Annotated in this window: 15 protein-coding genes; 11 read left to right on the forward strand and 4 right to left on the reverse strand. The window is 65.3% G+C overall.

Annotated features, from left to right (window positions below):
• The first annotated feature begins 76 nt into the window (after positions 1-76).
• From B3098_RS22270 to B3098_RS22320, 11 genes are all read left to right on the forward strand, one after another.
• On the forward strand, positions 77-4,207 hold the full coding sequence (locus B3098_RS22270) for a CheR family methyltransferase (RefSeq protein ID WP_279975510.1): 4,131 nt from the start codon (positions 77-79) through the stop codon (positions 4,205-4,207).
• Positions 4,208-4,899: 692 nt separating this feature from the next.
• Positions 4,900-6,054 carry an efflux RND transporter periplasmic adaptor subunit gene (locus tag B3098_RS22275; protein ID WP_286898989.1) on the forward strand — a complete coding sequence of 385 codons (1,155 nt, stop codon included), beginning with the start codon at positions 4,900-4,902 and terminating at the stop codon, positions 6,052-6,054.
• 11 nt (positions 6,055-6,065) lie between these two features.
• Entirely contained in the window at positions 6,066-9,254 is a 3,189-nt protein-coding gene (locus tag B3098_RS22280) for a multidrug efflux RND transporter permease subunit (protein ID WP_286898991.1), read from the forward strand.
• The gene (locus B3098_RS22285; RefSeq protein ID WP_279975514.1) at positions 9,251-10,792 is read left to right on the forward strand and encodes an efflux transporter outer membrane subunit; all 1,542 of its coding nucleotides are present in this window, start codon (positions 9,251-9,253) and stop codon (positions 10,790-10,792) included. The genes B3098_RS22280 and B3098_RS22285 overlap by 4 nt, the downstream gene beginning before the upstream one ends.
• Positions 10,789-12,279, forward strand: a complete 1,491-nt coding sequence (locus tag B3098_RS22290; RefSeq protein WP_286898992.1) for an alpha/beta hydrolase — start codon at positions 10,789-10,791, stop codon at positions 12,277-12,279. Before B3098_RS22285 ends, B3098_RS22290 begins: the two co-directional genes overlap by 4 nt.
• Positions 12,276-13,262 (forward strand): AI-2E family transporter, encoded by a 987-nt coding sequence (locus B3098_RS22295; RefSeq protein ID WP_175185702.1) that lies wholly within the window; start codon positions 12,276-12,278, stop codon positions 13,260-13,262. The genes B3098_RS22290 and B3098_RS22295 overlap by 4 nt, the downstream gene beginning before the upstream one ends.
• Before the next feature lie 73 nt (positions 13,263-13,335).
• Entirely contained in the window at positions 13,336-14,757 is a 1,422-nt protein-coding gene (locus B3098_RS22300) for a basic amino acid/polyamine antiporter (RefSeq protein WP_286899290.1), read from the forward strand.
• Positions 14,758-14,773: 16 nt separating this feature from the next.
• The gene (arcA, locus tag B3098_RS22305) at positions 14,774-16,015 is read left to right on the forward strand and encodes an arginine deiminase (protein WP_279975519.1); all 1,242 of its coding nucleotides are present in this window, start codon (positions 14,774-14,776) and stop codon (positions 16,013-16,015) included.
• Positions 16,016-16,098: 83 nt separating this feature from the next.
• Positions 16,099-17,529 carry a basic amino acid/polyamine antiporter gene (locus tag B3098_RS22310; protein WP_286898994.1) on the forward strand — a complete coding sequence of 477 codons (1,431 nt, stop codon included), beginning with the start codon at positions 16,099-16,101 and terminating at the stop codon, positions 17,527-17,529.
• 27 nt (positions 17,530-17,556) lie between these two features.
• Positions 17,557-19,377 (forward strand): SLC13 family permease, encoded by a 1,821-nt coding sequence (locus B3098_RS22315; RefSeq protein ID WP_286898996.1) that lies wholly within the window; start codon positions 17,557-17,559, stop codon positions 19,375-19,377.
• Between the two features lie 30 nt (positions 19,378-19,407).
• On the forward strand, positions 19,408-20,802 hold the full coding sequence (locus B3098_RS22320; RefSeq protein WP_286898997.1) for a metal-dependent hydrolase family protein: 1,395 nt from the start codon (positions 19,408-19,410) through the stop codon (positions 20,800-20,802).
• Positions 20,803-20,891: 89 nt separating this feature from the next.
• Here B3098_RS22320 and B3098_RS22325 read toward each other — a convergent pair whose 3' ends face one another.
• The 4 genes from B3098_RS22325 to B3098_RS22340 all read right to left on the reverse strand — a co-directional run bounded on the left by B3098_RS22325 (position 20,892) and on the right by B3098_RS22340 (position 23,516).
• Positions 20,892-21,881, reverse strand: coding sequence for a DUF4105 domain-containing protein (locus B3098_RS22325; protein WP_286899000.1), 990 nt, complete (start codon positions 21,879-21,881; stop codon positions 20,892-20,894).
• A gap of 37 nt (positions 21,882-21,918) precedes the next feature.
• Positions 21,919-22,536, reverse strand: a complete 618-nt coding sequence (locus B3098_RS22330) for a YiiX family permuted papain-like enzyme (protein ID WP_279975524.1) — start codon at positions 22,534-22,536, stop codon at positions 21,919-21,921.
• Positions 22,533-22,700, reverse strand: coding sequence for a hypothetical protein (locus B3098_RS22335; protein ID WP_174245436.1), 168 nt, complete (start codon positions 22,698-22,700; stop codon positions 22,533-22,535). The genes B3098_RS22330 and B3098_RS22335 overlap by 4 nt, the downstream gene beginning before the upstream one ends.
• A gap of 117 nt (positions 22,701-22,817) precedes the next feature.
• Positions 22,818-23,516 (reverse strand): DUF3313 domain-containing protein, encoded by a 699-nt coding sequence (locus tag B3098_RS22340; RefSeq protein WP_175138635.1) that lies wholly within the window; start codon positions 23,514-23,516, stop codon positions 22,818-22,820.
• Between the last annotated feature and the right edge of the window lie 23 nt (positions 23,517-23,539).

Genomic DNA, 23,539 nt, shown 5'->3' on the forward strand with positions numbered 1-23,539 from the left:
GGCTTTTACGGCACCTGACGCAAACTGGCGGCTGTATCATGGCGGACACTCCCACGCACGCAACCACAGGCTAAAAATGTCCGAATCGCCGTCCGTTCCCAACAACAAACCGGGAGTCGCCCGCAGCAACCTGAGCTTCCCGGTGGTCGGGCTGGGGGCTTCGGCCGGGGGGATCGACGCGCTCAAGACGTTCTTCTCGAACGTGCCGGCAAAGCCCGGCATGGCATTCGTAGTTGTGGTGCATCTGTCTCCCGACCACGAAAGCATTCTCGACAGGATTCTGCAGGCCTGCACGACGCTACCGGTCAAGCAGGTCACCAAGCCCGTGCCGATCCTGCGCGATCACGTCTACGTGATTCCCCCAGCGGCCTCGCTGTCGATGAATGATGGCTACCTGCGTATCTCGGCGGGGGCCAGCCGGCCGGAAGGCCGCCAAATTGCCATTGATGAATTTTTCCGCACGCTGGCCGATGTGCATACGAACCGTGCCGTGGGCATCGTGCTGTCGGGGGGCGGGTCCGACGGATCGGTGGGCCTTGCCCGCATCAAGGAACAGGGCGGCGTGACGTTCGCGCAGTTGCCCGAGGAAGCAGAGCACGGAACCATGCCTCGCAATGCAATTTCCACCGGCATGGTGGACATTGTGCTGCCTGTGTCCACCATGCCGCAGCGTCTCAAGCAGATCGCGGAAAACATGGACAGCATCCATCTGCCGCCGCTGACCGAGGCTGAGGCCTCCGGCGCCGCGGATGCCGAGCAGGTGACGGACGGGGCGCAACAGGAACGCAACGCCCTGCGGGACATTCTTGCCCTCTTGCGCGCCCGCACGGCGCACGATTTCCGCCACTACAAGAAGGCCACGGTGCTTCGCCGAATCGAGCGCCGCATGCAGGTCACGGGCGTGTCAACCTTGCCCGAATACGGAAAGCTGCTTCAGGAACGCATCGACGAGACCCCTAAACTGCTGTCCGATATGCTCATTGGCGTCACGCAGTTTTTCCGGGACAAGGAAGCTTTCGCCAATCTGGATGAATTCGTGTTGCCCAAGCTGTTGAAGGCGCTGAACAACACGCCGGAAGTGGCGTTGCGCGCCTGGGTTGCAGGATGTTCGACAGGTGAAGAGGCGTATTCGCTGGCCATGCTGATGAGCGCACAGGCCGATGCGTTGCCCCACCCGCCCAAGATTCAGTTGTTTGCCACCGACATCGACGAATCGGCGCTAGCCGTGGGCCGAGCGGCGGCTTATCCGATGGCAATCAAGGGCGACGTGCCTGAACTCATGCTGCAAAGCTTCTTCAGCGAGCAGGACAACGAGTACTGCGTCAAGAAGGAAATCCGCGAGCGGGTGCTGTTTGCCGTGCACAACATCCTGCGCGACCCACCGTTCTCGAAGCTGGATCTGGTCAGTTGCCGCAACCTCTTGATCTACCTGGACCGCGAAGTGCAGCGCGACGTGTTGCGCATGTTCCACTTCGCATTGAAGCCGGGCGGTTATCTTTTCCTCGGCAGTTCCGAATCGGCCGATGCGTGCCCGCAGCTTTTTCAAGTGGTGGACAAGCGCCACCGCATCTATATCGCTCGGGAAACGCCGTCGCAACTGAGCGGCATGCCCGAACTGACCGACGGGAGGATTAATCACGTTCGGCCGGTGCACGCCTCGGCGGCGCCGGCTCGCCAGCCCAAGGTCTCGTATGCCGCTGTGCATCAGCGTGCGCTCGAAATGTTTGCGCCGCCCAGTGTCATCGTCGACGCCCACAGCGACATCGTGCACATCTCGGAGCGGGCAGGCCGCTTCCTGCGCCATCCGGGCGGCGAACCTTCCCGCAATCTGCCCTTGTCGGTGCATCCGGAATTGCGCACGGAATTGCGCACTGCGATGTTTCAGGCCCTGCATTCGCGAAAGAGTGTCGAGGCGCGGCGCGTGAGAATGACGTTGGGCGAGCGCCAGACCTACGTCAACATGGTGGTGCGGCCATTCCGGCATGAGGAATCGGCCAGCGATTACCTGCTTGTGCTGTTCGAGGAAGTCGAGGACATCATGAGCGCAGAGGGTGCTGTCAGCCCCGCGACGGGCTCCGCAGTGGTACTGACGCAACTGGAGGCCGAACTCCAACGCACCCGGGGCCAGTTGCAGGCGACCATCGAGCAGGCGGAAACCTCCACGGAAGAACTGAAGGCCTCCAACGAAGAGCTTCAGGCCATCAACGAAGAATTGCGCTCCACCACGGAAGAATTGGAGACCGGCAAGGAAGAGCTGCAGTCCGTCAACGAGGAGCTGATCACGGTCAATGCGGAACTGAAGGCCAAGGTCGATGAAACCGCGAAGATCAATGACGACCTGCAAAACCTGATCGCGTCCACCGACATTGCCACGGTGTTCGTGGATCGCATGATGCGCATCCAATGGTTCACTCCCCGCGCGGCCGACATCTTCAATGTGATTCCGAGCGACGCCGGACGTTCGGTGCTCGACATCACGCATCGTCTGGAGTACCCGGACCTGGCCAAGGATGCCGCCGGCGTGTTCGAGCTGCTGCGTCCCTTGGAGCGCGAGGTGCACAGCACGACTGGCCGTTGGTATCTGGCGCGGCTGCTGCCGTACCGGAGCGGTGACCACCGCATCGAAGGCGCGGTCCTTACGTTCATCGACATCACTGACCGGCGCAAGGCAGAGGAAAGCGTGCGGCTTGGCGAGGCTCACTTGAAGCTGATGACTGAAAGCGCACGCGACTTCGGCATCATGACGCTGGATAACGAAGGCATCATCACCAACTGGAACATCGGCGCCGAGCTGATGTTCGGCTACACCAGCGCCGAGGCGGAAGGCAAGCCCATTGCGATCATCTTCACCGACGAGGACATCGCGGCTGGCAGACCCGAGCATGAACTGAATCGCGCCAGGAAGATCGGCTACGCCCCTGACGAACGCTGGCACAAGCGCAAGGACGGCAGCCTGGTGTTCTGCACCGGCGGCGTGAACCGGATGGACGATCCTGTCTATCAGGGGTTTGCCAAGATCGTGCGCGATGTCACTGACCTGAAATTGCGCGACGCCGAGCAGGAGTCCCGTCTGGACCGCGCACATGCCGATAGCGTGCTGAAGGACGAGTTCTTCGCGGTCGTGTCGCACGAACTGAAGCACCCGCTCAACCTGATCCAGCTCAATGCCGAGTTGCTGGCCCGCACGCCGGCCGTGCGCAATTTCGGCCCCGCCGCGCGTGCGACGGACCTGATCCAGCGTTCGGTCAAAGGCCAGGCTCGCATCATTGACGATCTGCTGGATCTCTCACGCGTCCGGACGGGCAAGCTGGCGCTCAACAAATCGATCATCGACGTCGTGGCCATCGCGAAGAACATCCTCGAGGTGCTCAAGCCCGTGGCGGCGTCGGCCGGCATCGATCTGCGCAGCGACTTTGATCCCGCGCTGGCGATCTACCTGGATGCGGATCCCGTGCGCATCGAACAGGTGATTTGGAACCTGCTGAACAACGGGATCAAGTTCACGCCCGAGGGCGGTTCCGTCGCGCTCAAGCTGGCCGTCGAGGACAACCGCTTGAAACTGGAAGTCGCCGACACGGGCCAGGGCATCGACCCGCTGTTCATCGGCCGGGTGTTCGACATGTTCAGCCAGGGCGACGTGCGCCAGAAGACGGGCGCCAGCCCCGGACTGGGCATCGGCCTGGCGGTTGTCAGCGAACTGGTGGGTGCGCATGGCGGCACGATCCAGGTCCATTCCGATGGCGTGGGGCTCGGCGCGCGCTTCACGGTGTGGCTGGACCTTGCCGGTTCCCTTGAAACCGAGGCTGCGCCGCAAGCCAACGCCGACATGCCTTTGGAAGGGCTGAAGGTGCTTTTGGTCGATGACTCCGAGGACGTCCTGCACATCATGCACGAGCTGCTGGACATGGAAGGGGCGGTGGTCACGGCCGCCTCCAACGGCCGGCAGGCGTTGGAAATCCTGGAAACCGCGCGCTTCGACCTGATGCTGTCGGACATCGGCATGCCGGAGATGGATGGCTATACGCTGATGCGCGCCATTCGCGAAAAAGACAGTGGCGCCGATCTGCCTTCCATCGCGCTCACCGGTTTTGGCGCCAAGGAAGACATGCGCGAAGCCGTCAGCGCAGGCTTTTCCGCCCACATCAGCAAACCGGTGTCGCTGGACGATCTGCTCGAAGTGGTACGCAAGCTGCGGTTGCGCGGGTGATGCGCGCGTTGTGGGAAGTGGCCGGCACGCTCGCTTGTCGCCACTTCCCGGCTCGTCTCCCTACGTAGTCATCTTTTTGATTCTATTTGTTTAGTCTGGCAACAACTGCGCAGTTGCTGCGACTGACCCGGGACTTTTCCCAATCTCCCTATCCTGCGACACCGATTCCCAGCGCCTCGCTTTCGTTTCCGTTCGCCAACGGAGCAAACGAGAAAAGCTTGCGCTAAGCGCCATCGCTACTTAAGCTGTGCTTTCGCGCCGCGCTCAGCACATACCGTGCCAGCGCTCGCAAGCGGATTCCCCATCCGCCGCACGACCATGCAGCCCCATTTCAGCCAGTATTCCTCGTCAACGACATAAAGGATGCTTGTGCGAAAGTCGATGGTCTTGTTCGTGTTGCATGGCGCCCGGCCCACGCCGGGCCAGAGCCAGCCTGGCCTTAATTGGGCAGGTTCCGCCTGGGTCGGACTTTTCCCGATCGGCGGCATTCTCCGACTTCAGCGCGATAACCCCACGGCGTCTTGCTGCGCCCGCGCTTCATAAGCTGCAGGTCCGTCCGGCGCGCCCAGGCGCGCCCGCAAGGTGTCCACCCATAAGCTGTCCCGCATACAAGCTGTCCATGTAAGGCGCTTGCCTCCGCCATGAGGTGAGGGCAGCGCGAGACCCCGAGTTCGACCGCCTGGGAGTAGTGGATGACGCAAGTAAGCAGCAATGTCCGTCGTGTCATGTTGTATGCCTTGGGCGCCTGGACGCTTGCATTGGCGGGATGTGGTGACCGGAACGACGCGGCGGCCGTCACCATTGCGCCGATGAAGGTGTTCGTGATGACCGTCGGCCGCCAGCCGGTCGACCTGAACGTGGACCTGCCCGGGCGCATCGAACCGATTCGCACCGCTGAAGTGCGGGCACGCGTTGACGGCATCGTCGAGAAACTGCTGTACACCGAAGGCAGCGACGTACAGGCCGGCGATCCCCTGTTCCAGATAGACCCAAGCGACTACAAGGCGCAGTTGGCGCAAGCCAACGCCATGCTGCAGCGCGCGCAGGCCGTGCAGAAGAATGCGCGCTCGGTCACGGACCGGTTCCGTCCGCTGGTGCAGCGTCAGGCGGTCAGCGCGCAGGAATACGAAGCCGCGCTGGCGGCGCTGGGGCAGGCGCAGGCCAATGTGGCTGATGCGCAGGCCGCGGTCACGCTGGCGCAGTTGCGGCTGGACCGCTGCACGGTCAGGGCGCCCATCGCCGGTCGCGTGGGCCGCGCGCTGGTCACCGAAGGGGCGTTGGTCAGCGCATCGGCGGCCACGCTGCTGGCGCAGGTCAACCAGTTGTCGCCGATCAGCGCTACGTTCACCAAGTCCAACACCGCCATCATGGACCTGACCGACTACGCGCGCTCCGGCGCGCTGGCGACGGCGGGCAACACGTTTCCGGTGCGGCTTACGTTGGCCAATGGCCGGGAGTTTGGCGAGACCGGCGTCGTGGATTTCGCGGACCTGAGCGTCGACCGGACCACCGGCGCGCAGACCATCCGCGCCCGTTTCGACAACGCCAAGCGTGAGTTGCTGCCCGGCCAGTTCGTCAACGGTCAGATACTCGTCGGCGTGCGCCAGGAGGGCGTCCTGATTCCCGCGCGGTCGGCGCGGCTGAACGGCGATACGGCCACCGTGTTCGTCATCGGGCCCGACAACACGGCGGTGCCCAGGCAGATCGAGGTGGGTGAGCAGATCTCAGGAAGCTGGCTGGTGCGCCGCGGCCTTGAACCAGGGGAGAAAGTGGTCGTGGATGGCTGGCACAAGATAAGGCCAGGCCAACAGGTTGACCCGGTCGAACAGCAAGCCGCGAAACCCTAGCGGAGTCGGTCATGGGCTCATTCTTCGTCTTGCGGCCGGTATTCGCCTGGGTGGTGGCGTTGTTCCTGTTGCTGTTCGGCCTGATCGCGGTGGTGCTGCTGCCGGTGGAGCAGTACCCGAACATCGCACCGCCTTCGATCACGATCCAGGCGACCTTCCGGGGCGCCGACACCACCACCATCGACCGCACGGTCACCTCCATCATCGAGGAGGAGATGAACGGGGTCGACAACTTCCTGTACATGGCGTCGGTCAGCCGCGCCAACGGCACGTCGCAGATCACGGTGACGCTGCAGCCGGGCACGGACCTGGACGTGGCCCGCAGCCAGGTGCAGGACCGCCTGAGCCGGGTCGAACCCCGGCTGCCGCAGGAAGTCCGCCAGCTTGGCGTGGCGGTGACCAAGGCGTCGTCCGGCTTCCTGATGTTGCTGGCGCTGCAATCGGAAAGCGGAAACGTCAGCGCCGTCGAGATGGGCAATTTCGCGTCCAACAACATCCTCAACGAGCTGCGGCGCATCCGCGGGGTGGGCGACGTGCAGCTGTTCGGCTCGTCTTACGCGATGCGGATCTGGCTGGACGAACGCAAGCTGGCCAGCTTCCAGATGTCGGCCAGCGACGCGATGCGCGCGGTGCAGGAACAGAATGCGCAGACGATCGGCGGGTCGCTGGGTGACCTGCCGCTGGCGCGTGGGGCGGACTTCAACGCGCAGATCGTGGCGCAGAGCCGCTTTTCCACGCCCGAGCAGTTCCGGCAGGTCATCCTGCGGGTCAACAACGACGGCTCGCTGGTGCGGCTGGGCGACGTGGCGCGGGTTGAGCTGGGCAACGAAAGCTACAACTTCCGGCTCAGCGTCAACGGCAAGGAGGCTGCCGGCATCGCCATCCAGCTTGCCAACGACGCCAATGCGCTGGACGTCGCGCGGCAGGTGCGCCAGCGGATGGCGGAGCTGGAGCCGGTGTTTCCGGCGGGCGTGGGCTGGACCGTGCCGTTCGACACCACGCCCTTCATCACGACGTCCATCAGCTCGGTGCTGGTCACCATGGTCGAGGCGCTGTTGCTGGTCACGGCGATGGTGTTCCTGTTCCTGCAAAGCTGGCGCAGCACGCTGATCCCCACGCTGATCGTGCCGATCGCGCTGATCGGGACCTGCGCGGGCCTGTTTCTGTTTGGGGCGTCCATCAACCTGTTGTCGCTCTTTGGCATGGTGGTGGCGATCGGGGTGCTGAACGATGACGCCATCGTGGTGTCGGAAAACGTCGCGCGGATCATGCAGGACGAAAAAATCTCGGCGCCCGAGGCCACGCGCAAGGCGGTCGGCCAGGTGTGGGGGCCGATCATCGCCAGCACGCTGGTGCTGGTGGCGGTGTTCGTGCCGATGGCGATGTTTCCCGGTTCCAGCGGCGCCATCTACCGCCAGTTCTCCATCACGCTGTCCGTGGCGATCGTCGTGTCGACCGTGCTGGCGCTGTCGCTGGGCGCCGCGTTGTGCGCCACGCTGCTCAAGTTGCCGGACGGCAAGCCGCCCAAGGGCCGGATCTCGAAAGGCAAGCAGTGGGTCTTTGACAAGTTCAACGGCGGCTTTGACGCGATGACACGCCAGTACGTGCGCGCGGTCGAACACATGCTTGTGCGACCGCTGCGCTGGATGCTGATATTCCTGGGTGTCTGCGGCCTGACGGTGTTTCTGTTCTCGCGCCTGCCGGGCGGCTATCTGCCGCTGGAAGACCAAGGCTACTTCTTCGTGTCGTACACCGGCGCGCCCGGCACCACGGCCGATCAGACCGAGGCCGCCGTGCAGCAGGCCGAAAGCCAGCTGCGTCAGTTGCCGGCCGTGCGCAACGTGGCATCGGTGGTCGGGTTCAACTTCTTCGGCCAGGGGCAGACGGCGGCGCTGTCGTTCGTGGACCTGCACCCGTGGAGCGAGCGCACCGATCGGGCTGAGGCCGTCGACGCGCTGGTCGGGCGCAGCAACCTGGCGTTCCGGTCGATTCCGCAGGCGATGATCTTCGCGCTGAATCCGCCGCCCATCCCGTCGATGGGCAACGCGTCGGGATTTTCGATGAAGGTGCAGGACCGCACCGCGCAGGGCGGCGCGGGTCTGGCTGCCACCGGCGCGGCCATGATTGCGGCCGCTGCGGCCAGCCCCGTGCTGACCGGCGTGCGGCTGGACGGCATGCCGCCGGGACCGCGCCTGTATGTCGAGATCGACCGGGTGCACGCGCGCGCTTTGGGGCTGCAGGTCGCGCAGGTCAACCAGGCGCTGACGCTGGCGTTCGGGTCGAACTACGTCAACGACTTCCTGCTCGACGGTTCGGTGCAGCGGGTGTTCATCCAGGCCGAGGCCGACCAGCGCATGCAGCCGCAGGACATTGCCGCCTTGCAGTTGCCGAACAACCGGGGCGAGATGGTGCCGTTCTCGGCGTTCTCGCGGATGCGCTGGATCGACGGCCCGCAGCAACTGGAGCGCTACAACGGCTTTCCGTCCATCACCATCTCGGGCGAGGCCGCTGCCGGCCGTTCCAGCGGCGTGGCGCTGGCCGAGATGGAAGCCATTGCCGAGCGAGTCCTGCCGCAAGGCATCACCTATGAATGGACCGGCACGGCGTACGAAGAACGCCAGGCGGGCAATCAGGTGGCGCTGCTGCTGGGCCTGTCGCTGATCGTAGTGTTCCTGCTGCTGTCGGCGCTCTACGAAAGCTGGTCCGTGCCGGTGTCCGTCTTGCTGATCCTGCCGTTCGGCATTCTGGGCGCGGCCGCGTTCACGCTGGGACGGGGCATGTCGGCGGACATCTATTTCAATATCGGGCTGGTCACGATCATTGGCCTGGCTGCCAAGAACGGCATCCTGATCGTGGAGTTCGCCTTGAAAGAGGAGCTGGAAGGGCGCGACCGTAAGGAGGCGGTGGTCGATGCCGCCCGGCAGCGTCTGCGTCCCATCATCATGACCAGCATCACCTTCGTGCTGGGCATGCTGCCGCTGGTGCTGGCCACCGGCGCCGGCGCGGCCAGCCGTCAGGCGGTGGGCACCAGCGTGATGGGCAGCATGCTGACCGCCACGCTGTTCGGCGTGTTCTTCACGCCGCTGTTCTACATGGTTGCGCGGCGCTGGTCGGGGCCACGCAAGAATGCGGCCAAGCCCGGGTCCACGCCTGCTGCCGGCGTTCCGGCCAAGGCCGAAGAGCGGGGAGAGAACCCATGAGGCCAGCGCGCATTGCCATCTTGGCGCTGATGGGCTGGGGGCTGGCCGCCTGCAATTTTGCGCCGGAGCACCGCCAGCCGGAAGTCGCGACGCCTGCGGTGTTTCCCGGCGAAGTTCCGCCGGATGCAGTGGCGGCGCAGGACGTGACGTGGGAGCAATTCTTCGGCGATGCGCAACTCAAGCGCCTGATCGCCCGGTCGCTGGAACTGAACCAGGATCTGGCCGCTGCCACGGCCCGGATCGAGCAGGCGCGCGCCTTCTACCGCATCGAACGCGCCAACCAGCTGCCGCAACTGGATGCCGGCGCGGCCGCGTCGCGCAACCAGCAGCCGCTGACCGTGCTGGATCCGGCGCTGGCGGGGTCGCGGCAGACCGTGCAGTTCAACCAGTTCAGCGCCCAGGTGATGGTCTCGTCCTTCGAGCTGGATTTCTGGGGGCGCATCCGCAACCTGACGGCCTCCGCGTTGCAGCAATACCTGGCGACCGTGGAAGGGCGGCGGGCATTCCGTCTGTCGCTGATTGCAAACGTGGCCTCGACCTATTACGACGCCCGGGCTGGCGAGGAGGGCATCGCGCTGGCGCAGCGCACGGTCGAAACTCGCAGCTATGCGCTGCGCGTCGCCAAGGACCGGCTGGACGCCGGCGTGACCTCGCTGGTCGACTTCGAGCAGTCGGCCATTCTGCTGACGCAGGCGCAGACCCAGCTCGCCGAGTGGCAGCGCGCCACGGCGGCGCACTGGAACCGTCTGTGGGTGCTGGTGGGCGAAGACCTGCAGCGGGAGATGACCGTTGGCCCGCCGATTGAGGCCGCGGGCCAGTTCGATGCGCTCAGTCCCGGCCTGCCGTCGTCGCTGCTGGTTGTCAGGCCGGACATCCGCCAGGCGGAGAACCGCTTGCGCAGCGCCAACGCCAATATCGGCGCCGCGCGTGCAGCCCTGTTTCCGCGTATCGCGCTGACCGGTTCGTTCGGCTATGCCTCCACCGAGCTGTCGGACCTCTTTTCGTCGCCCAGCCAGATCTGGAACATCGGCGCGGGAATCGGGTGGCCGATCTTCGATTACGGGCAGCGGCGCGCGGCGGTGGATCTTGCCACCGCGCAGCGCGATGAGCTGGTCGCCAACTACCGCAAGACGGTGCAGACGGCGTTCAGCGAAGTGGCTACCGCTTTGGAGAACCGCAAGCGCTTCCAGGAGCAGGTGACCGCGCAGGAAACGGCGATCCAGGCGCAGCGCCGCCTGGCCGAGACTGCCGAGCTGCGCTACATGAACGGCATCTCGATCTACCTGGAAGTCGTCGACGCGCGGCGCGGCTTGTTCAATGCAGAGCAGCAGATGCTGACGCTGCGGGCGTCGCAGCTTCAGAACGGCGTGTCGCTGTACGTCGCGCTGGGGGGCGGAGATGAGCAGCCGGAGGTGGTGATGGCGGATGCGCCGCCGGCGGCGGGGTCGACAGGCCCGCCTGCGGTAGAGGTGCCCGCTGCAGGTTCGCCCGCCGCGTCCATGCCAATTGCGCCGCCCAGTGTCGGAGGCGCGCAGTGAACGCCGGCAAGCCGGTCAGCGCCAGCCCGCGCCCAGCCTGGCGAAGGCTGCGCAAAGCCGTGTTCATCCTTGCCGGCCTTGCCGTGCTGGTCGTCGTCACGTTGATGGGCGTGCGCCTGTACGACATTCAGCAGGGCCCGCCGCTGGCTGCCTGGCACACGTATGTTCCCCAGGAGCTGGACGCGGAACGCCTGGATCGCAGCACCTGGGACGATTACCTGGCACACGAGGAACAGCTTTTCACGCTGGTCCGGCAGAACGTGGGCGACAAGCTGCTGCCGGAGGATAAGGTGGACAGCAACCGCTATTTCGCGGATGCCAAGGTCTACCCCGAACACTTCGCGCACGACTGGAACCGGTCATTCGTCCTGACGCCGGCGGGAGAGCCGCAGGGCGTGGCCGTGCTGCTGCATGGCCTGACGGATTCGCCCTACAGCCTGCGCCACGTCGCCGCGCATTACCAATCCGTCGGCTACGTGGCGATCGCCATCCGGATGCCGGGGCACGGCACGGTGCCGGGCGGGCTGACGGACGCGCACTGGGAGGACTGGGCGGCCGCGACGCGCCTGGCGGTGCGCGAAGCGCGGCGCCGGGTTCCCGCACCCAAGCCGCTGCATATGGTGGGCTTTTCCAACGGCGGGGCGCTGGCGCTGATGCACACGCTGGACGCGCTGGACAATCCCAAGCTCGACAAGCCCGATCGCCTGGTGCTGCTGTCGCCGATGGTCGGCATCACGTCGTTCGCGCGCTTTGCGGGCGTTGCCGGGCTGCCCGCCATCCTGCCCGCGTTCGCCAAGGCCGCGTGGCTGAGCATCGTGCCGGAGTTCAACCCGTTCAAGTACAACTCTTTCCCGGTCCACGCGGCGCGCCAGTCGTTCGAACTGACGCAGACGCTGCAGGACAGGCTGGTTGCGCAGCAGCGATCCGGCGGCCTGGAGCGTCTGCCGCCCATCATCACGTTCCATTCGGTGCTGGACTTCACCGTCAGCACGCGCGCGCTGATCAACGCCCTGTATGCGCGCCTGCCCGCCAACGGCAGTGACCTGGTGCTATTCGACCTGAACCGCGCCACCAAGCTCGGGCCGCTGTTCCGCCGCGGCGTGGCGTGGCAGCTGGCGGGCACGCTGCCTGGCGAAAAGCGCAACTACCGGCTGACGCTCGTCACCAACGCCAGCCCGACGTCCAGCGCCATGATCGAGCGCGTCATCGAGCCGAACGCCACCGCGGTTGTGGAGCGCGCCATCGGCATGGACTACCCGCGCGAAGTCTATTCGCTGTCGCACGTGGCGCTGCCGTTTCCGACCGACGACGCGCTGTACGGCACGCACCCGGACAACATCGAGGAATTCGGCATCAGCCTGGGCGCCATGTCCATGCGCGGCGAGGTCGGGGCTTTCGTGATCGGCATGGATACGCTGACCCGGCTGACCTCCAATCCGTTCTATGCCTATCTGGTCAAGCGCGTTGATGGGGTGATACCAAGATGATGTCTTTCGCACTGTCCGGCATTTTCGCCATCCTGCTGCTGGGGCTTTTGTACCTGGCCAGCCCGGTGTTCGTGCCGTTGACGTTCGCGCTGTTCGTGATCTGCCTGGTCGCGCCGCTGCGCCAGTACCTGGGCCGCAAGATGCCCGCGCCGCTCGCCGCGATCCTGGCGTTGGTGGTGACGCTGGTCGTGTCGGTGGTGTTCCTGTCGCTGGCGGCCTGGGGCTTCAGCCTGGTCGCGCAGTGGGTCATGGCCAACGCCGCGCGCTTCCAGCGCCTGTTCACGCTAGAGACCGAAATGCTGCACCCGCACGGCGCGATGGCGATCCAGATGTTCCAGGACAGCTTCAACGTGTCATGGCTGGTGCGGGCTATCCAGGAAGTGGCGCTGCGGATCAACAGCATGCTGGGCATGATCTTCATCGCCTTCGTCTTCATTGCGCTCGGGCTGTTCGAACTGGACGAGGCGCCGGAGCGGCTGACCCGCCTGCTGGGCGAGGCAAGGGCGCAGCGCTGGATGGCGGTCGCCCGCGAGGTGGCGAGCAAGCTGCGCTGGTACATGGTGATCCGCACCATCGCCAGCGTGCTGACGGGCGTGACCGTCTGGCTGTTTGCGATCTACGCCGGGCTGGAGCTGGCGACCGCCTGGGGCGGGCTGGCGTTCCTGCTGAACTACATCCCGTTTCTCGGACCGCTGGTGGCGACAGTGTTTCCGGCGTTCTTCGCGTTCGTGCAATACGGATCGTTGCAGACGAGCATTCTGGTGCTGGTCGTCTTGAACTGCATCCAGATCGTCTACGGCTGCTATCTGGAACCCCGGCTGGCCGGCAGCGCGTTTTCGCTGTCGCCGCTGATGGTGATGTTTGCGGTGTTTTTCTGGGGGTTGGTGTGGGGCATACCGGGCACGTTCATCGGCGTGCCGCTTCTTATCACGATGACCACGGTGTACGGCGCCAGTCGCAGTTTGCGCGTTACCCGCGGCTGAGCCGGCCGTCCCGGGCAGCATCCGGGACGGCGGCCGACCTGCTCACGTCTTTGCTCAATACTGGAGGTGCATGATGGAAAGCGGTACTCCCAAGAAGCTTGGATTGCTTGCCCTGACGGGCATGGTGGTGGGGTCGATGATCGGCGCCGGGATCTTTTCGCTGCCCCGGACCTTTGGCGGGGCAACGGGCGTGGTTGGGGCGGTGATCGCCTGGATCATTGCGGGCGCGGGCATGTACACGCTGGCGCGCGTGTTCCAGGCGCTGGCCGAGCGCAAGCCCGACCTGGACGCGGGCGTCTTTGCCTATGCCAAGGCCGGGTTTGGCAATTACCTGGGCTTTCTGTCCGCGTTTGGATACTGGATCGGCAGCTGCATCGGCAACGTGTCGTATTGGGTGCTGATCAAATCGACGCTCGGCGCCTTCTTTCCCGTCTTTGGCGACGGCAACACGGTCATCGCAATCGCTGTGGCGTCCGTGGGCATCTGGATGTTCCACTTCATGATCTTGCGCGGGGTGCAGCAGGCGGCGTTCATCAATGCCGTGGTGACCGTGGCCAAGATCATCCCGATCGTGGTGTTCATCGTCGTGCTGTTCGTGGCCTTCAAGGTTGACCTCTTCCGCATCAATTTCTGGGGCGACATGAGCGGCTACAGCCTGTTCGAGCAGGTGAGGCGAACGATGCTGGTGACGGTCTTCGTCTTCCTGGGCATCGAGGGCGCCAGCGTTTACTCGCGCTTCGCGTCGAAGCGGTCGCACGTGGGGGTGGCCACGCTGATCGGGTTTGTGACCGCGCTGCTGCTGATGGTGCTGGTGTCTCTGCTGCCCTATGCCGCCATGCAACAGACCGACATCGCGGCGCTGCGCCAGCCGTCCATGGCCGGCGTGCTGGAGTCGGTGGTGGGGCCGTGGGGCGCCGTGTTCGTCAGCGTCGGTCTGCTGATCTCGGTGCTGGGCGCGTATCTGGCCTGGTCGCTGATCTGCGCCGAAGTGATGCACGCGGCAGCAAAGACGGAAGACATGCCGCGCGCGTTCGCCCGCGAGAACAAGAACGGCGTGCCGGTCGTCGCGCTGTGGGTGACCAACATCATCGTGCAGCTTTTCGTCATCAGCACGTACTGGTCACGCGATGCATTCTCGCTGATGCTCAGCCTGACCAGCGCGATGTCGCTGATTCCGTACCTGCTGGTCGCGGGGTTCGGCTGGCAGCTCGCCAAACGCGGCGAAACCTACGTCGGCGGCAAGGACCGGAAACGTGATCTGACGCTTGCCAGCATCGCGGCCGTCTACACACTGTTCATGATTTTCGCCGGCGGCTTGAAGTTCCTGCTGCTGTCGGCGCTGTTGTATGCGCCCGGGTCGGTCCTGTATTTCTGGGCCCGGCGTGAGCAGGGCCGGAAATTCTTCACCGGCTGGGAGTTGGTCGTTTTCATCGTGGCATGCGTCGGAGCCCTGGCCGCCATCGTGGGCCTGATCTACGGCTGGATTGCCATCTAACGTCTGGGAGCTAGTCATGGCTGATACCGAGGAATTTGGAGTCCATTCAGAAGTCGGGCAATTGCGCACGGTGATGGTTTGCGCGCCAGGACGCGCCCACGAGAGATTGACGCCCTCCAATTGTGATGCGCTGCTGTTTGACGATGTCATGTGGGTCGACAACGCGAAACGCGACCATTTCGACTTCATGACGAAGATGCGGGACCGCGGCGTGGACGTCGTGGAAATGCACAACCTGCTGGCCGAAACAGTCGCGATACCTGAAGCGAAGAAGTGGATCCTGGACAACCAGGTCGTGGCGAATCAGGTTGGCCTGGGCCTGCTCGACGAGATCCGCAGCTATCTGGACGGCCTGCCGGCGCGCAAGCTGGCCGAGACCTTGATCGGCGGGCTGTCGACCGAGGAGTTCCCCGAATCGATCGGCGGCGAGCAGCTCACGCTCATCAAGGAAGCCGCCGGCGTCACGGAATACCTGCTGCCGCCGCTTCCCAACACGCTGTACACGCGTGACACGACGTGCTGGATCTACAGCGGCGCCACCCTCAATCCGCTGTACTGGCCAGCGCGGCACGAAGAGACGATCCTGACGTCGTCGATCTACAAATTCCATCCGCGCTTTGCCGGCAAGGTGAACGTCTGGTGGGGCGATCCCACGGCCGACCACGGGCTGGCCACACTGGAAGGCGGCGACGTCATGCCGATCGGCAACCGCACGGTGTTGATCGGCATGAGCGAACGCACGTCGCGCCAGGCCATCAGCCAGCTGGCGGCCAGCCTCTTCGCCAAGAACGCGGCCGACCGGGTGATCGTGGCGGCCATGCCCAAGCTGCGGGCCGCCATGCATCTGGACACCGTGCTGACCTTCGCCGACCGCGATTGCGTGCTGATGTATCCCGACATCGTCAACAACATCCAGGCGTTCTCCTACCGGCCGGGCAGCGCGCCGGGGTCGCTGGAGCTGCACAAGGACAAGGGGTCGCTCGTGGACGTGATCGGCGAGGCGTTGGGCATCAAGAAGATGCGCGTCGTCGAGACCGGCGGCAACGCCTATCTGCGCGAGCGCACGCAGTGGGACAGCGGCGCCAACCTGGTCTGCATTTCGCCGGGGGTTGTGCTGGCGTATGACCGCAATGTCTACACCAACACGCTGTTGCGCAAGGCGGGGGTCGAGGTCATCACCTTCGTCGGCGCCGAACTGGGCCGGGGCCGCGGCGGCGGGCACTGCATGACGTGCCCGATTTCGCGGGATCCCGCCTAGCGGCGCACTGCCGTGCGCGGCTGTCTCTGCAGAGGGGCAGCCGCGCGGGCGCGCAACGACCGGATCGCTTTCAGGAGAAGAATGTGAGCGGGGAAACTGCCAAACTTTCTCGCATGGCGCTGGCCGCCATGGTGGTGGGGTCGATGGTGGGGGCGGGAATCTTTTCGCTGCCCAGCGTCTTTGCGCGCAATACCGGTCCGGTGGGCGGCCTGGTGGCCTGGGCCATTGCCGGCACGGGCATGTTGACGCTGGCGATGGTATTCCAGTTCCTGTCGCGCCGGCGCCCCGATCTGGACGCCGGCATCTTCGCGTATGCCAAGGCCGGTTTCGGGCTGTATCTGGGCTTTCTGGCGGCGCTGGGCTATTGGACCGCCGCCTGCCTGGGCAACGTCAGTTATTTCGTCATCTTCAAGGGAACACTGGGCGCCGTGCTGCCGTTCTTCGGCGACGGCGATACCGTGTCCGCCGTGCTGGTGTCGTCGGTGCTGCTGTGGTGCACCCATTTTCTGATCCTGCGCGGCATCCGGCAGGCGGCGGGCATGAACACGGTCGTGACCATCGCCAAAGTCGTGCCCATCGCCATCTTCATTGTCTTCGCCGCGTTTGCCGTGGACCTGGAGGTGCTACGGGCCAACATTGCCGAAGGGCTCAGCGGCGAGGGCAAGGGCAGTCTTTTCGAACAGGTGCGCAACACGATGCTCGTCACGGTGTTCGTGTTCCTGGGCGTGGAGGGCGCGAGCGTCTATTCCCGCTACGCCAAACGCCGCGAGGACGTGGCGGTGGCGACAATCGTCGGATTTCTGCTGGTGCTGGCGCTGTTGGTGCTGGTGACGATGCTGTCGTATGGCGTGCTGCCGCGCGCGGAACTGGCCTCGCTGCGCAATCCGTCCATGGCGGGCGTGCTGCGGGCCGCGGTCGGACCGTGGGGCAGCATGCTGGTCAGCGTGGGGCTGATGGTGTCGGTGGCGGGCGCCTACCTGGCGTGGATCCTGCTGGCCGCCGAAGTGCTGCGCGCCGCGGCGGGCGCGGGCATCATGCCGTCGTTCCTGGGCCGGGAAAACCGCCACGGCGTGCCGGCCGCGGCGCTTTGGCTCAGCAACGGCATCGTGCAGCTCTTTCTGATCGTCACGCTCTTCACCGAAGACACCTTCGTGCTCCTGAAGAACATGGCCAGTTCGATGAGCCTGATTCCGTACTTCTTCGTGGCGGCATTCGGGTTGATGCTGGCGATGCGCGGCGAAACCTATGACGGCTGGAGCCGGCGCCGCAAGGTTGAACTGGGCCTGGCGGTGGCGGCCACGGTCTATGCGGCCGGGCTGGTGTATGCGGGCGGCTTCCGGTATTTCGTCCTGTCTTGCGTCATCTATGCGCCAGGCACCATTCTTTTCCTGATATCGCGCCGCGAGCAGCGCGGCAGCATCTTCGCGCCGTACGAGTGGCCGATCCTGCTGCTCGTGCTGGTGTCGTGCGGCATCGGCGTGTGGGCAATCAGCACGGGCAATACGGCGTTCTAGCCGAAAGGGGCGGGGGGCAGCACGGCAATGAGCAGCGAACTGGCGATTGTCCTCACCATCCTTTGCGCGGCCGTGGTGCTGTTCGTCATCGGGCGGCCCCGGTCGGATGCCGTCGCGCTGCTGGTCATGCTGCTGCTGCCGCTGAGCGGCACCGTGACCTACCGCGAGGCACTGGACGGGTTCTCGAATCCCGCCATCATCCTGATCGCATGCCTGTTTGTGGTCGGCGAGGGGCTGGTGCGGACCGGGGTGGCGCAGGCCGTCGGCGACCTGCTGCTGCGGCACGGCGGCAAGAGCGAGGGCTGGCTGGTGCTGCTGGTGATGGGGGCGGTCGGCGCAATGGGCGCGGTGATGAGCTCCACGGCCGTCGTGGCCATCTTCATCCCCATCGTGCTGCGGATCGCGCGCAAATCCGGCATGGCGGCCCGGCGGATCCTGATGCCCATGGGCGCGGCGGCGGCGATCAGCGGCATGCTGACGCTGGTGGCGACCACGCCGAACCTGGTGCTCAACAGCGCGCTGGGTTATGCGGGCTACGAGGGTTTCGGCTTTTTCGACTTCACGCCGATCGGCATCGTCGTCCTGGCGGGCGGTGTCGCCTACATGCTGTTCGCGCGCAAGCTCATCGACGCGGGCCAGGGGCCGCGCGCGCTGAACCGGCCCAGCCTGGGCGACTGGGCGACCAAATATTCGCTGCAGAACCGGGCATGCCGTCTGCTGGTGCAGACCGACTCGGACCTGGTGGGACGCCAGCTCGGACTGTGGGCGGGCGAACTCGGCAAGGCAGCATTCGTCATCGCCATCGAGCGCAACACGCGGTTCGCGCGGGCCGTCATGCGCGCGACGGCGGACGACGTGCTGGAGGCGGGCGACATCCTGCTCCTGGACAGGGATGCAGAGGGGTTCGATATCGACGGCTTTTGCAGCCGGCATCACCTGCGGCGGCTGGAGATGTCCGGCGTGTACTTCACGGATCAGGCCCGCGATGTGGGCATGGTGGAGGTCATCATCCCGTCGGAATCGCGGCTGGACGGCGCGAATGCGCGCGATTCCGTGGTGCTGGGGCGGCATGGACTTTTCGTCGTGGGCCTGTGGCGCGGCAAGGAGGCCAAGCGCGACCTGCCCGACGTGAAGATGCGCGTGGGCGACACGTTGCTGGTGGTCGGGCCGTGGGCAGGCATTTTTTCCCTGCAGGCCGAAGAGCACGATCTGGTCAGCCTGGCGATGCCGGTCGAAGCCGATTCGCTGGTGCCGGTGCCCAACCGCGCCATCCATGCGCTGCTCTCGCTGGCGACGGTGGTGTTCCTGATGCTGACCGACTGGGTGCCCAACGTGATGGCGGGGCTGATCGGCGCCCTGATGATGGGCCTGTTCGGCTGCGTGACGCTGGACGTGGCGTACCGGTCGATCAACTGGCGGGCGCTGATCCTGATCGTGGGCATGCTGCCGTTTGCGCTGGCGCTCAAGCGCAGCGGCGGCGTGGATCTGGCCGCGCAGTTCCTGCTGCACTATTCGGGCGATTGGGGCATCTACGGCCAGTTGGCGCTGGTGTTCGTGGCGACGGTGACGCTGGGCGTGGTGGTCTCCGGCACCGCGACCGCCGTGCTGATGGGCCCGGTCGCCATCAGCATCGCCGAAAGCCTGCACGCGTCTCCCTATGCATTTGCGATGACGGTGGCCATTGCGTCGTCGGCGGCGTTCATGTCGCCGGTGTCTACGCCCTCTAATGCGCTGGTCAGCGTGGCGGGCGGTTTCGGGTTTGCCGACTATCTGAAGATCGGGACACCACTGGCTGTGTTTTCGCTGGGGGTCAGCGTGCTGCTGATTCCGATCCTGTTTCCGTCCTGAGGACGGATGACCCCATCCGGAGGTTCGATCATGTTTGTCAGGACTGGCATTGCATTCACGGCGGCATCGCTGCTTCTTGGCGCTTCGCTGGCGCATTCCCATAGCTTGCCTGCGGCGCCGGCTGCCACGGCGCCGCCGCCGACCGCGCAGGCCGCGGCGGATTCGCGGATCCTGTTTGAAAACGTGCGCATCTTCGACGGCGTGTCCGGCGACCTGAGCCCGGCGAGCAGTGTTCTGGTTCACGGCAACGTCATCGAGAAAGTGTCACGGGACAAGATCGCGGCAGACGGCGCCCGCGTCATCGATGGCGGCGGCCGCACGCTGATGCCGGGGCTGATCGACATGCATTGGCACAGCATGTTCGTGGGCGTGCCGTTGGCGGTGGCGATGACGCAGGAGCCCACGTACCTGAACATCGTCGCGGGCGTCGAGGCGAAGAAGACGCTGATGCGCGGCTTCACCACGGTGCGCGACCTGGGCGGCTCGGCCTTCAGCCTGAAGCTGGCGGTGGACCAGGGCGTGATCCCCGGTCCGCGCATCTATCCGTCCGGCGCGATGATCAGCGTCACCAGCGGGCATGGTGACTTCCGCTCGATGGCGGACCTGCCGCGCACCCTGGGCGCGCCGGGCTCGCGGCACGATTTGTCCGGCGACAGCACAATCGCCGACAGCCCCGACGAAGTGCGCCTTCGCACGCGCGAACAGCTCATGCAGGGCGCGACGCAAATCAAGCTGACCGGCGGCGGCGGGGTGTCGTCGCCGCACAGCCCGCTGGATGTGGTGACGTTCACCGAGCCGGAGTTGCGCGCGGCGGTGGATGCCGCGACGGACTGGGGTACGTATGTGGCGGTGCACGCCTACACGCCCACCGCCATCCAGCGCGCCATCAAGGCGGGTGTGCAGAGCATCGAGCACGGCAGCATGATGGACGAGGATACGGCCGAGCTGATGGCGCGTGCCGGCGTGTGGCTGAGCACCCAGCCCTTTCCGGACGAACTGGCCGACGCCTTTCCGCGAGGATCGGATCAATGGCAAAAGGCGCAGGAGGTCTTTGCCGGGACCGACCGGACCTACCAGCTGGCGATCAAGCACAAGCTCAAGACCGCGTTCGGCACGGACATCCTGTTCTCAAGCCGGTTGGCCGAGCAGCAGGGCCGCATCCTGGCAAGCCTGACGCGGTGGTACACGCCGGCGCAGACGCTCATCATGGCAACCGGCACGAACGCGGAGCTGCTGAAACTGTCGGGCAAGCGCAACCCCTACCGCGGCGATCTGGGTGTCGTGCGCGAAGGCGCGCTTGCCGACCTGCTGCTGGTCGATGGCGACCCGATCCAGGACATCAAGCTGATCGGCGATCCGGACAAGAGCTTCCTGGTCATCATGAAGGATGGCGTCATCTACAAGGATGCAGTGCCCGTCCGTTGAGCGAGGCGTCCGCTCGCGGCGCTGGCGGACTTCCGGCGCGTGACGCGTGGCCGAGGCCGGCGTTCCCTAGGCGGCGCCGTGGACCCGGATCATTCAGGCGCGATGCCGGGCACACCCTGCCGGATGTTGCGGGAGAATTCGGCCGGGTCGGTGGTGGCGCGGGCGCGGTCCGTATAGCGGCCGCGGCGCCGGTACTCTGCGGCGCTGGCGGCCCCGCGCAGGGCGTCCAGCTTGTACAGGTATTCCGGCAGGTAGCCTGACAGAAGCTGGCGGTAATCCATCGGCAATCCGGGCACGATGCGCCGGGCCATCTGGAAGACGATGGTGGTGCAGTTTGCCGTGAGCGTGTGATAGAAGCGGGGTGTTGTCCGGAGGCGGTTGGCGGCGTCGACGTAGGCTACGAAGAGTTCGCGCTCCGCGCCCTCGGGCATGTGGATACGGTACAGGTAGCTGTCTTCGCCGCGCACGTTGGTGCGCACCCGCAGACTGTCCGCTTCGGTCGAGGCGATCACGCTCAGTTCGTACTGCTTGAAAAATCCGCCGATCTCGGAAAACCGGTCGCCCTGCTTGCGGCGGATTTCAACCGAGAACACCACGTGATCGTCGTCGCCAAATCCGAACGACACCAGCGCGTGGGCGATGGCGGGACGGCCCCAATACGACAGGGCCACGTCCACCGATTGCAGCGTGTCCAGCCCATAACGCCGGGTTTCCCAGCGGGGCGTGAAGTCGGTGCGCGAACGCCAGTCGAAGTTGCGCACGTTGTGCAGCGTGACGGTGTTGCCATTGACGACGCCGTGGGTTTGGCGGGCGACTTCGGCAAGCCACGGGCGGTCGTTGGACGGGCGGATGCGCAGCCACCACACGAGCAGGACGGCTAGCGCCGCGCCATGCAGAACCAGGCCCGGCCACCAACGCGGCCATATCAGCCCGGCGATGGCCGCCAATGCCAACATCACCCACGCGACCACTGCGACCAATTTCCATGCCGATGAAAGCGGCGCGCGGATCCACAATGCCAGCGCACCCCAGCCCGTTTCCAGCGCAATGGCGATGCTCAGCAGGATGGAAACCGTCATTGCGCTCCTTGGACGGCGGTTGCGCCGCGCACTGCAATCAGAAGGTGCCTACCGTGACCAGTTGGTCGGACTCGAACATGGCGGCCGGGGAGATGATGGGTTCTTCCCACGGAATGTTCTTGCCGTAGCGTTCCCGCATCTTGGCCTGCACGGCAGGCGATGCGAGATCGAAGCTTTTCAGCGGCGCCAGCGCGCCGACCTTCACGCCCAGTACGCGCTGATAGATTTTCCACACCAGTTCAGAGCAGTAGATCTGGTCGTCCGACCAGGCGAATACCAGATCGTAGGGCTTGCCGACGTAGGCGGCGCCCGCCTTCGCTAGCCGATCGCGCGCGTCGGGCGTCAGTAGGGAAGTGTCGCGCAGCCGCTTGACGACGTAATGGCCGCGCTCGCCTTGCGCGGTCCATTGAGAGAGGGGGGTGTAGCTGACGCGCGCCGCGGCCTCAAGCACGTAGGGCTGGCCTTGGCGCGTCACGATCATGCCCATGTGGCTGTAGGGCGAGTGCGTGGCTTGCTGGATGGCCAGGCTTTGCGCTGACCGGGACTGCTGGAACACCATGTCGCCCGTCTGGATGCCGGGCGCGGCGGCGGCCGCCATGGACAGCGCGGACAGCGCCGCCAGCGCTGCCGTACAGACCTTTGCCGCCAGCCTCACGGGCGCGCCCGCCCGGTCGCAGGCGTCTGCTTTTTGGCGCGCGGTTTGGCCGCGGGTTTTTCTTCCTTGGGCGGCGTGTCGAACTCTTGTTTGTTGCGTTCGCCGCGTGGCGTGTTTTCGGGGTGGGGTTTGGGAAATGCCCAGGGCTTCGTTTTCTGATCCATTGCATGTACTCCTTGCACAGGCGGAACAGTAGCATTAGCCGGCGGCCCTGGGTAAGTGAGGGTTGACGTCAATATTCATCACATCGTGATATGAAGGCGGAAAATGTCCGCCGCGCGTCATTTGGTCTTGGGTATTTCGCCGACCCAGATGCGGTCGAACTGCTCGCGGACCCGGCGCGCCCAGTCGTCGATGGCGCTTTGCACGTCGGCGGCGGTGGGCTTGCGGTTTTCCGGCAAATTGCTGCCTGTGACTGCGCCCAACGACGCGATCAGCAATTGGTTGGTGGTGGCATCGCGCGCCGAGGCTTCGATCAGCAGCCGCGCCGACTGGTCGCGCAGGCCTGCAGCCTTGGCAGTCTGGCCCAGCACATAGCCAATGGGCACATACTCGCCCGGCCGCGGATCGCGGTCGTTGCGGAAGGTGCCGGTGATGGCGGCGCGCAGCCGCACCGAGCGCGGGGCTGGCGCGGAGATCAGCTGATAGCCCGCCTGCGTGAACTCCCGGCGCAGGGCCGCGTTCATGTAGGCCAGCACGCGCTGGCGCATCTCGGCGTCGTCACGGAAGTCCAGCTCGTCCGGCCGGTCGCCCGGAATGTAGGTGACGTCTTCCATGAGCAGCTTCTTGTCGAACTGGCTGCCGATCGGCGGACCTGGCCTGACCCAGATGCGGCCGCCGCTCCAGTTGGGATCCTGCTGAAGCTGGCTTTGCGGTTCGCCGAGCGCGGTGGAATAGTCCTTGGCCTTGGGCAGATTTGTGCAGCCGGCCAGTCCGATGAGCGCGCAGCAGGCCGCGCGCAGTGCGAGGTTGGGCTTCATGGCTTTTTCCCTTGTCAGAAAAA

This window comes from Achromobacter sp. UBA2119 (assembly GCF_002331005.1).
Lineage (GTDB): Bacteria > Pseudomonadota > Gammaproteobacteria > Burkholderiales > Burkholderiaceae_B > Achromobacter > Achromobacter animicus.

Coding starts and splice junctions, on each gene's coding strand:
- B3098_RS22270 (WP_279975510.1), top strand. CDS start 77: ATGTCCGAATCGCCGTCCGTTCCCAACAACAAACCGGGAGTCGCCCGC.
- B3098_RS22275 (WP_286898989.1), top strand. CDS start 4,900: ATGACGCAAGTAAGCAGCAATGTCCGTCGTGTCATGTTGTATGCCTTG.
- B3098_RS22280 (WP_286898991.1), top strand. CDS start 6,066: ATGGGCTCATTCTTCGTCTTGCGGCCGGTATTCGCCTGGGTGGTGGCG.
- B3098_RS22285 (WP_279975514.1), top strand. CDS start 9,251: ATGAGGCCAGCGCGCATTGCCATCTTGGCGCTGATGGGCTGGGGGCTG.
- B3098_RS22295 (WP_175185702.1), top strand. CDS start 12,276: ATGATGTCTTTCGCACTGTCCGGCATTTTCGCCATCCTGCTGCTGGGG.
- B3098_RS22300 (WP_286899290.1), top strand. CDS start 13,336: ATGGAAAGCGGTACTCCCAAGAAGCTTGGATTGCTTGCCCTGACGGGC.
- arcA (WP_279975519.1), top strand. CDS start 14,774: ATGGCTGATACCGAGGAATTTGGAGTCCATTCAGAAGTCGGGCAATTG.
- B3098_RS22315 (WP_286898996.1), top strand. CDS start 17,557: ATGAGCAGCGAACTGGCGATTGTCCTCACCATCCTTTGCGCGGCCGTG.
- B3098_RS22320 (WP_286898997.1), top strand. CDS start 19,408: ATGTTTGTCAGGACTGGCATTGCATTCACGGCGGCATCGCTGCTTCTT.
- B3098_RS22325 (WP_286899000.1), bottom strand. CDS start 21,881: ATGACGGTTTCCATCCTGCTGAGCATCGCCATTGCGCTGGAAACGGGC.
- B3098_RS22335 (WP_174245436.1), bottom strand. CDS start 22,700: ATGGATCAGAAAACGAAGCCCTGGGCATTTCCCAAACCCCACCCCGAA.
- B3098_RS22340 (WP_175138635.1), bottom strand. CDS start 23,516: ATGAAGCCCAACCTCGCACTGCGCGCGGCCTGCTGCGCGCTCATCGGA.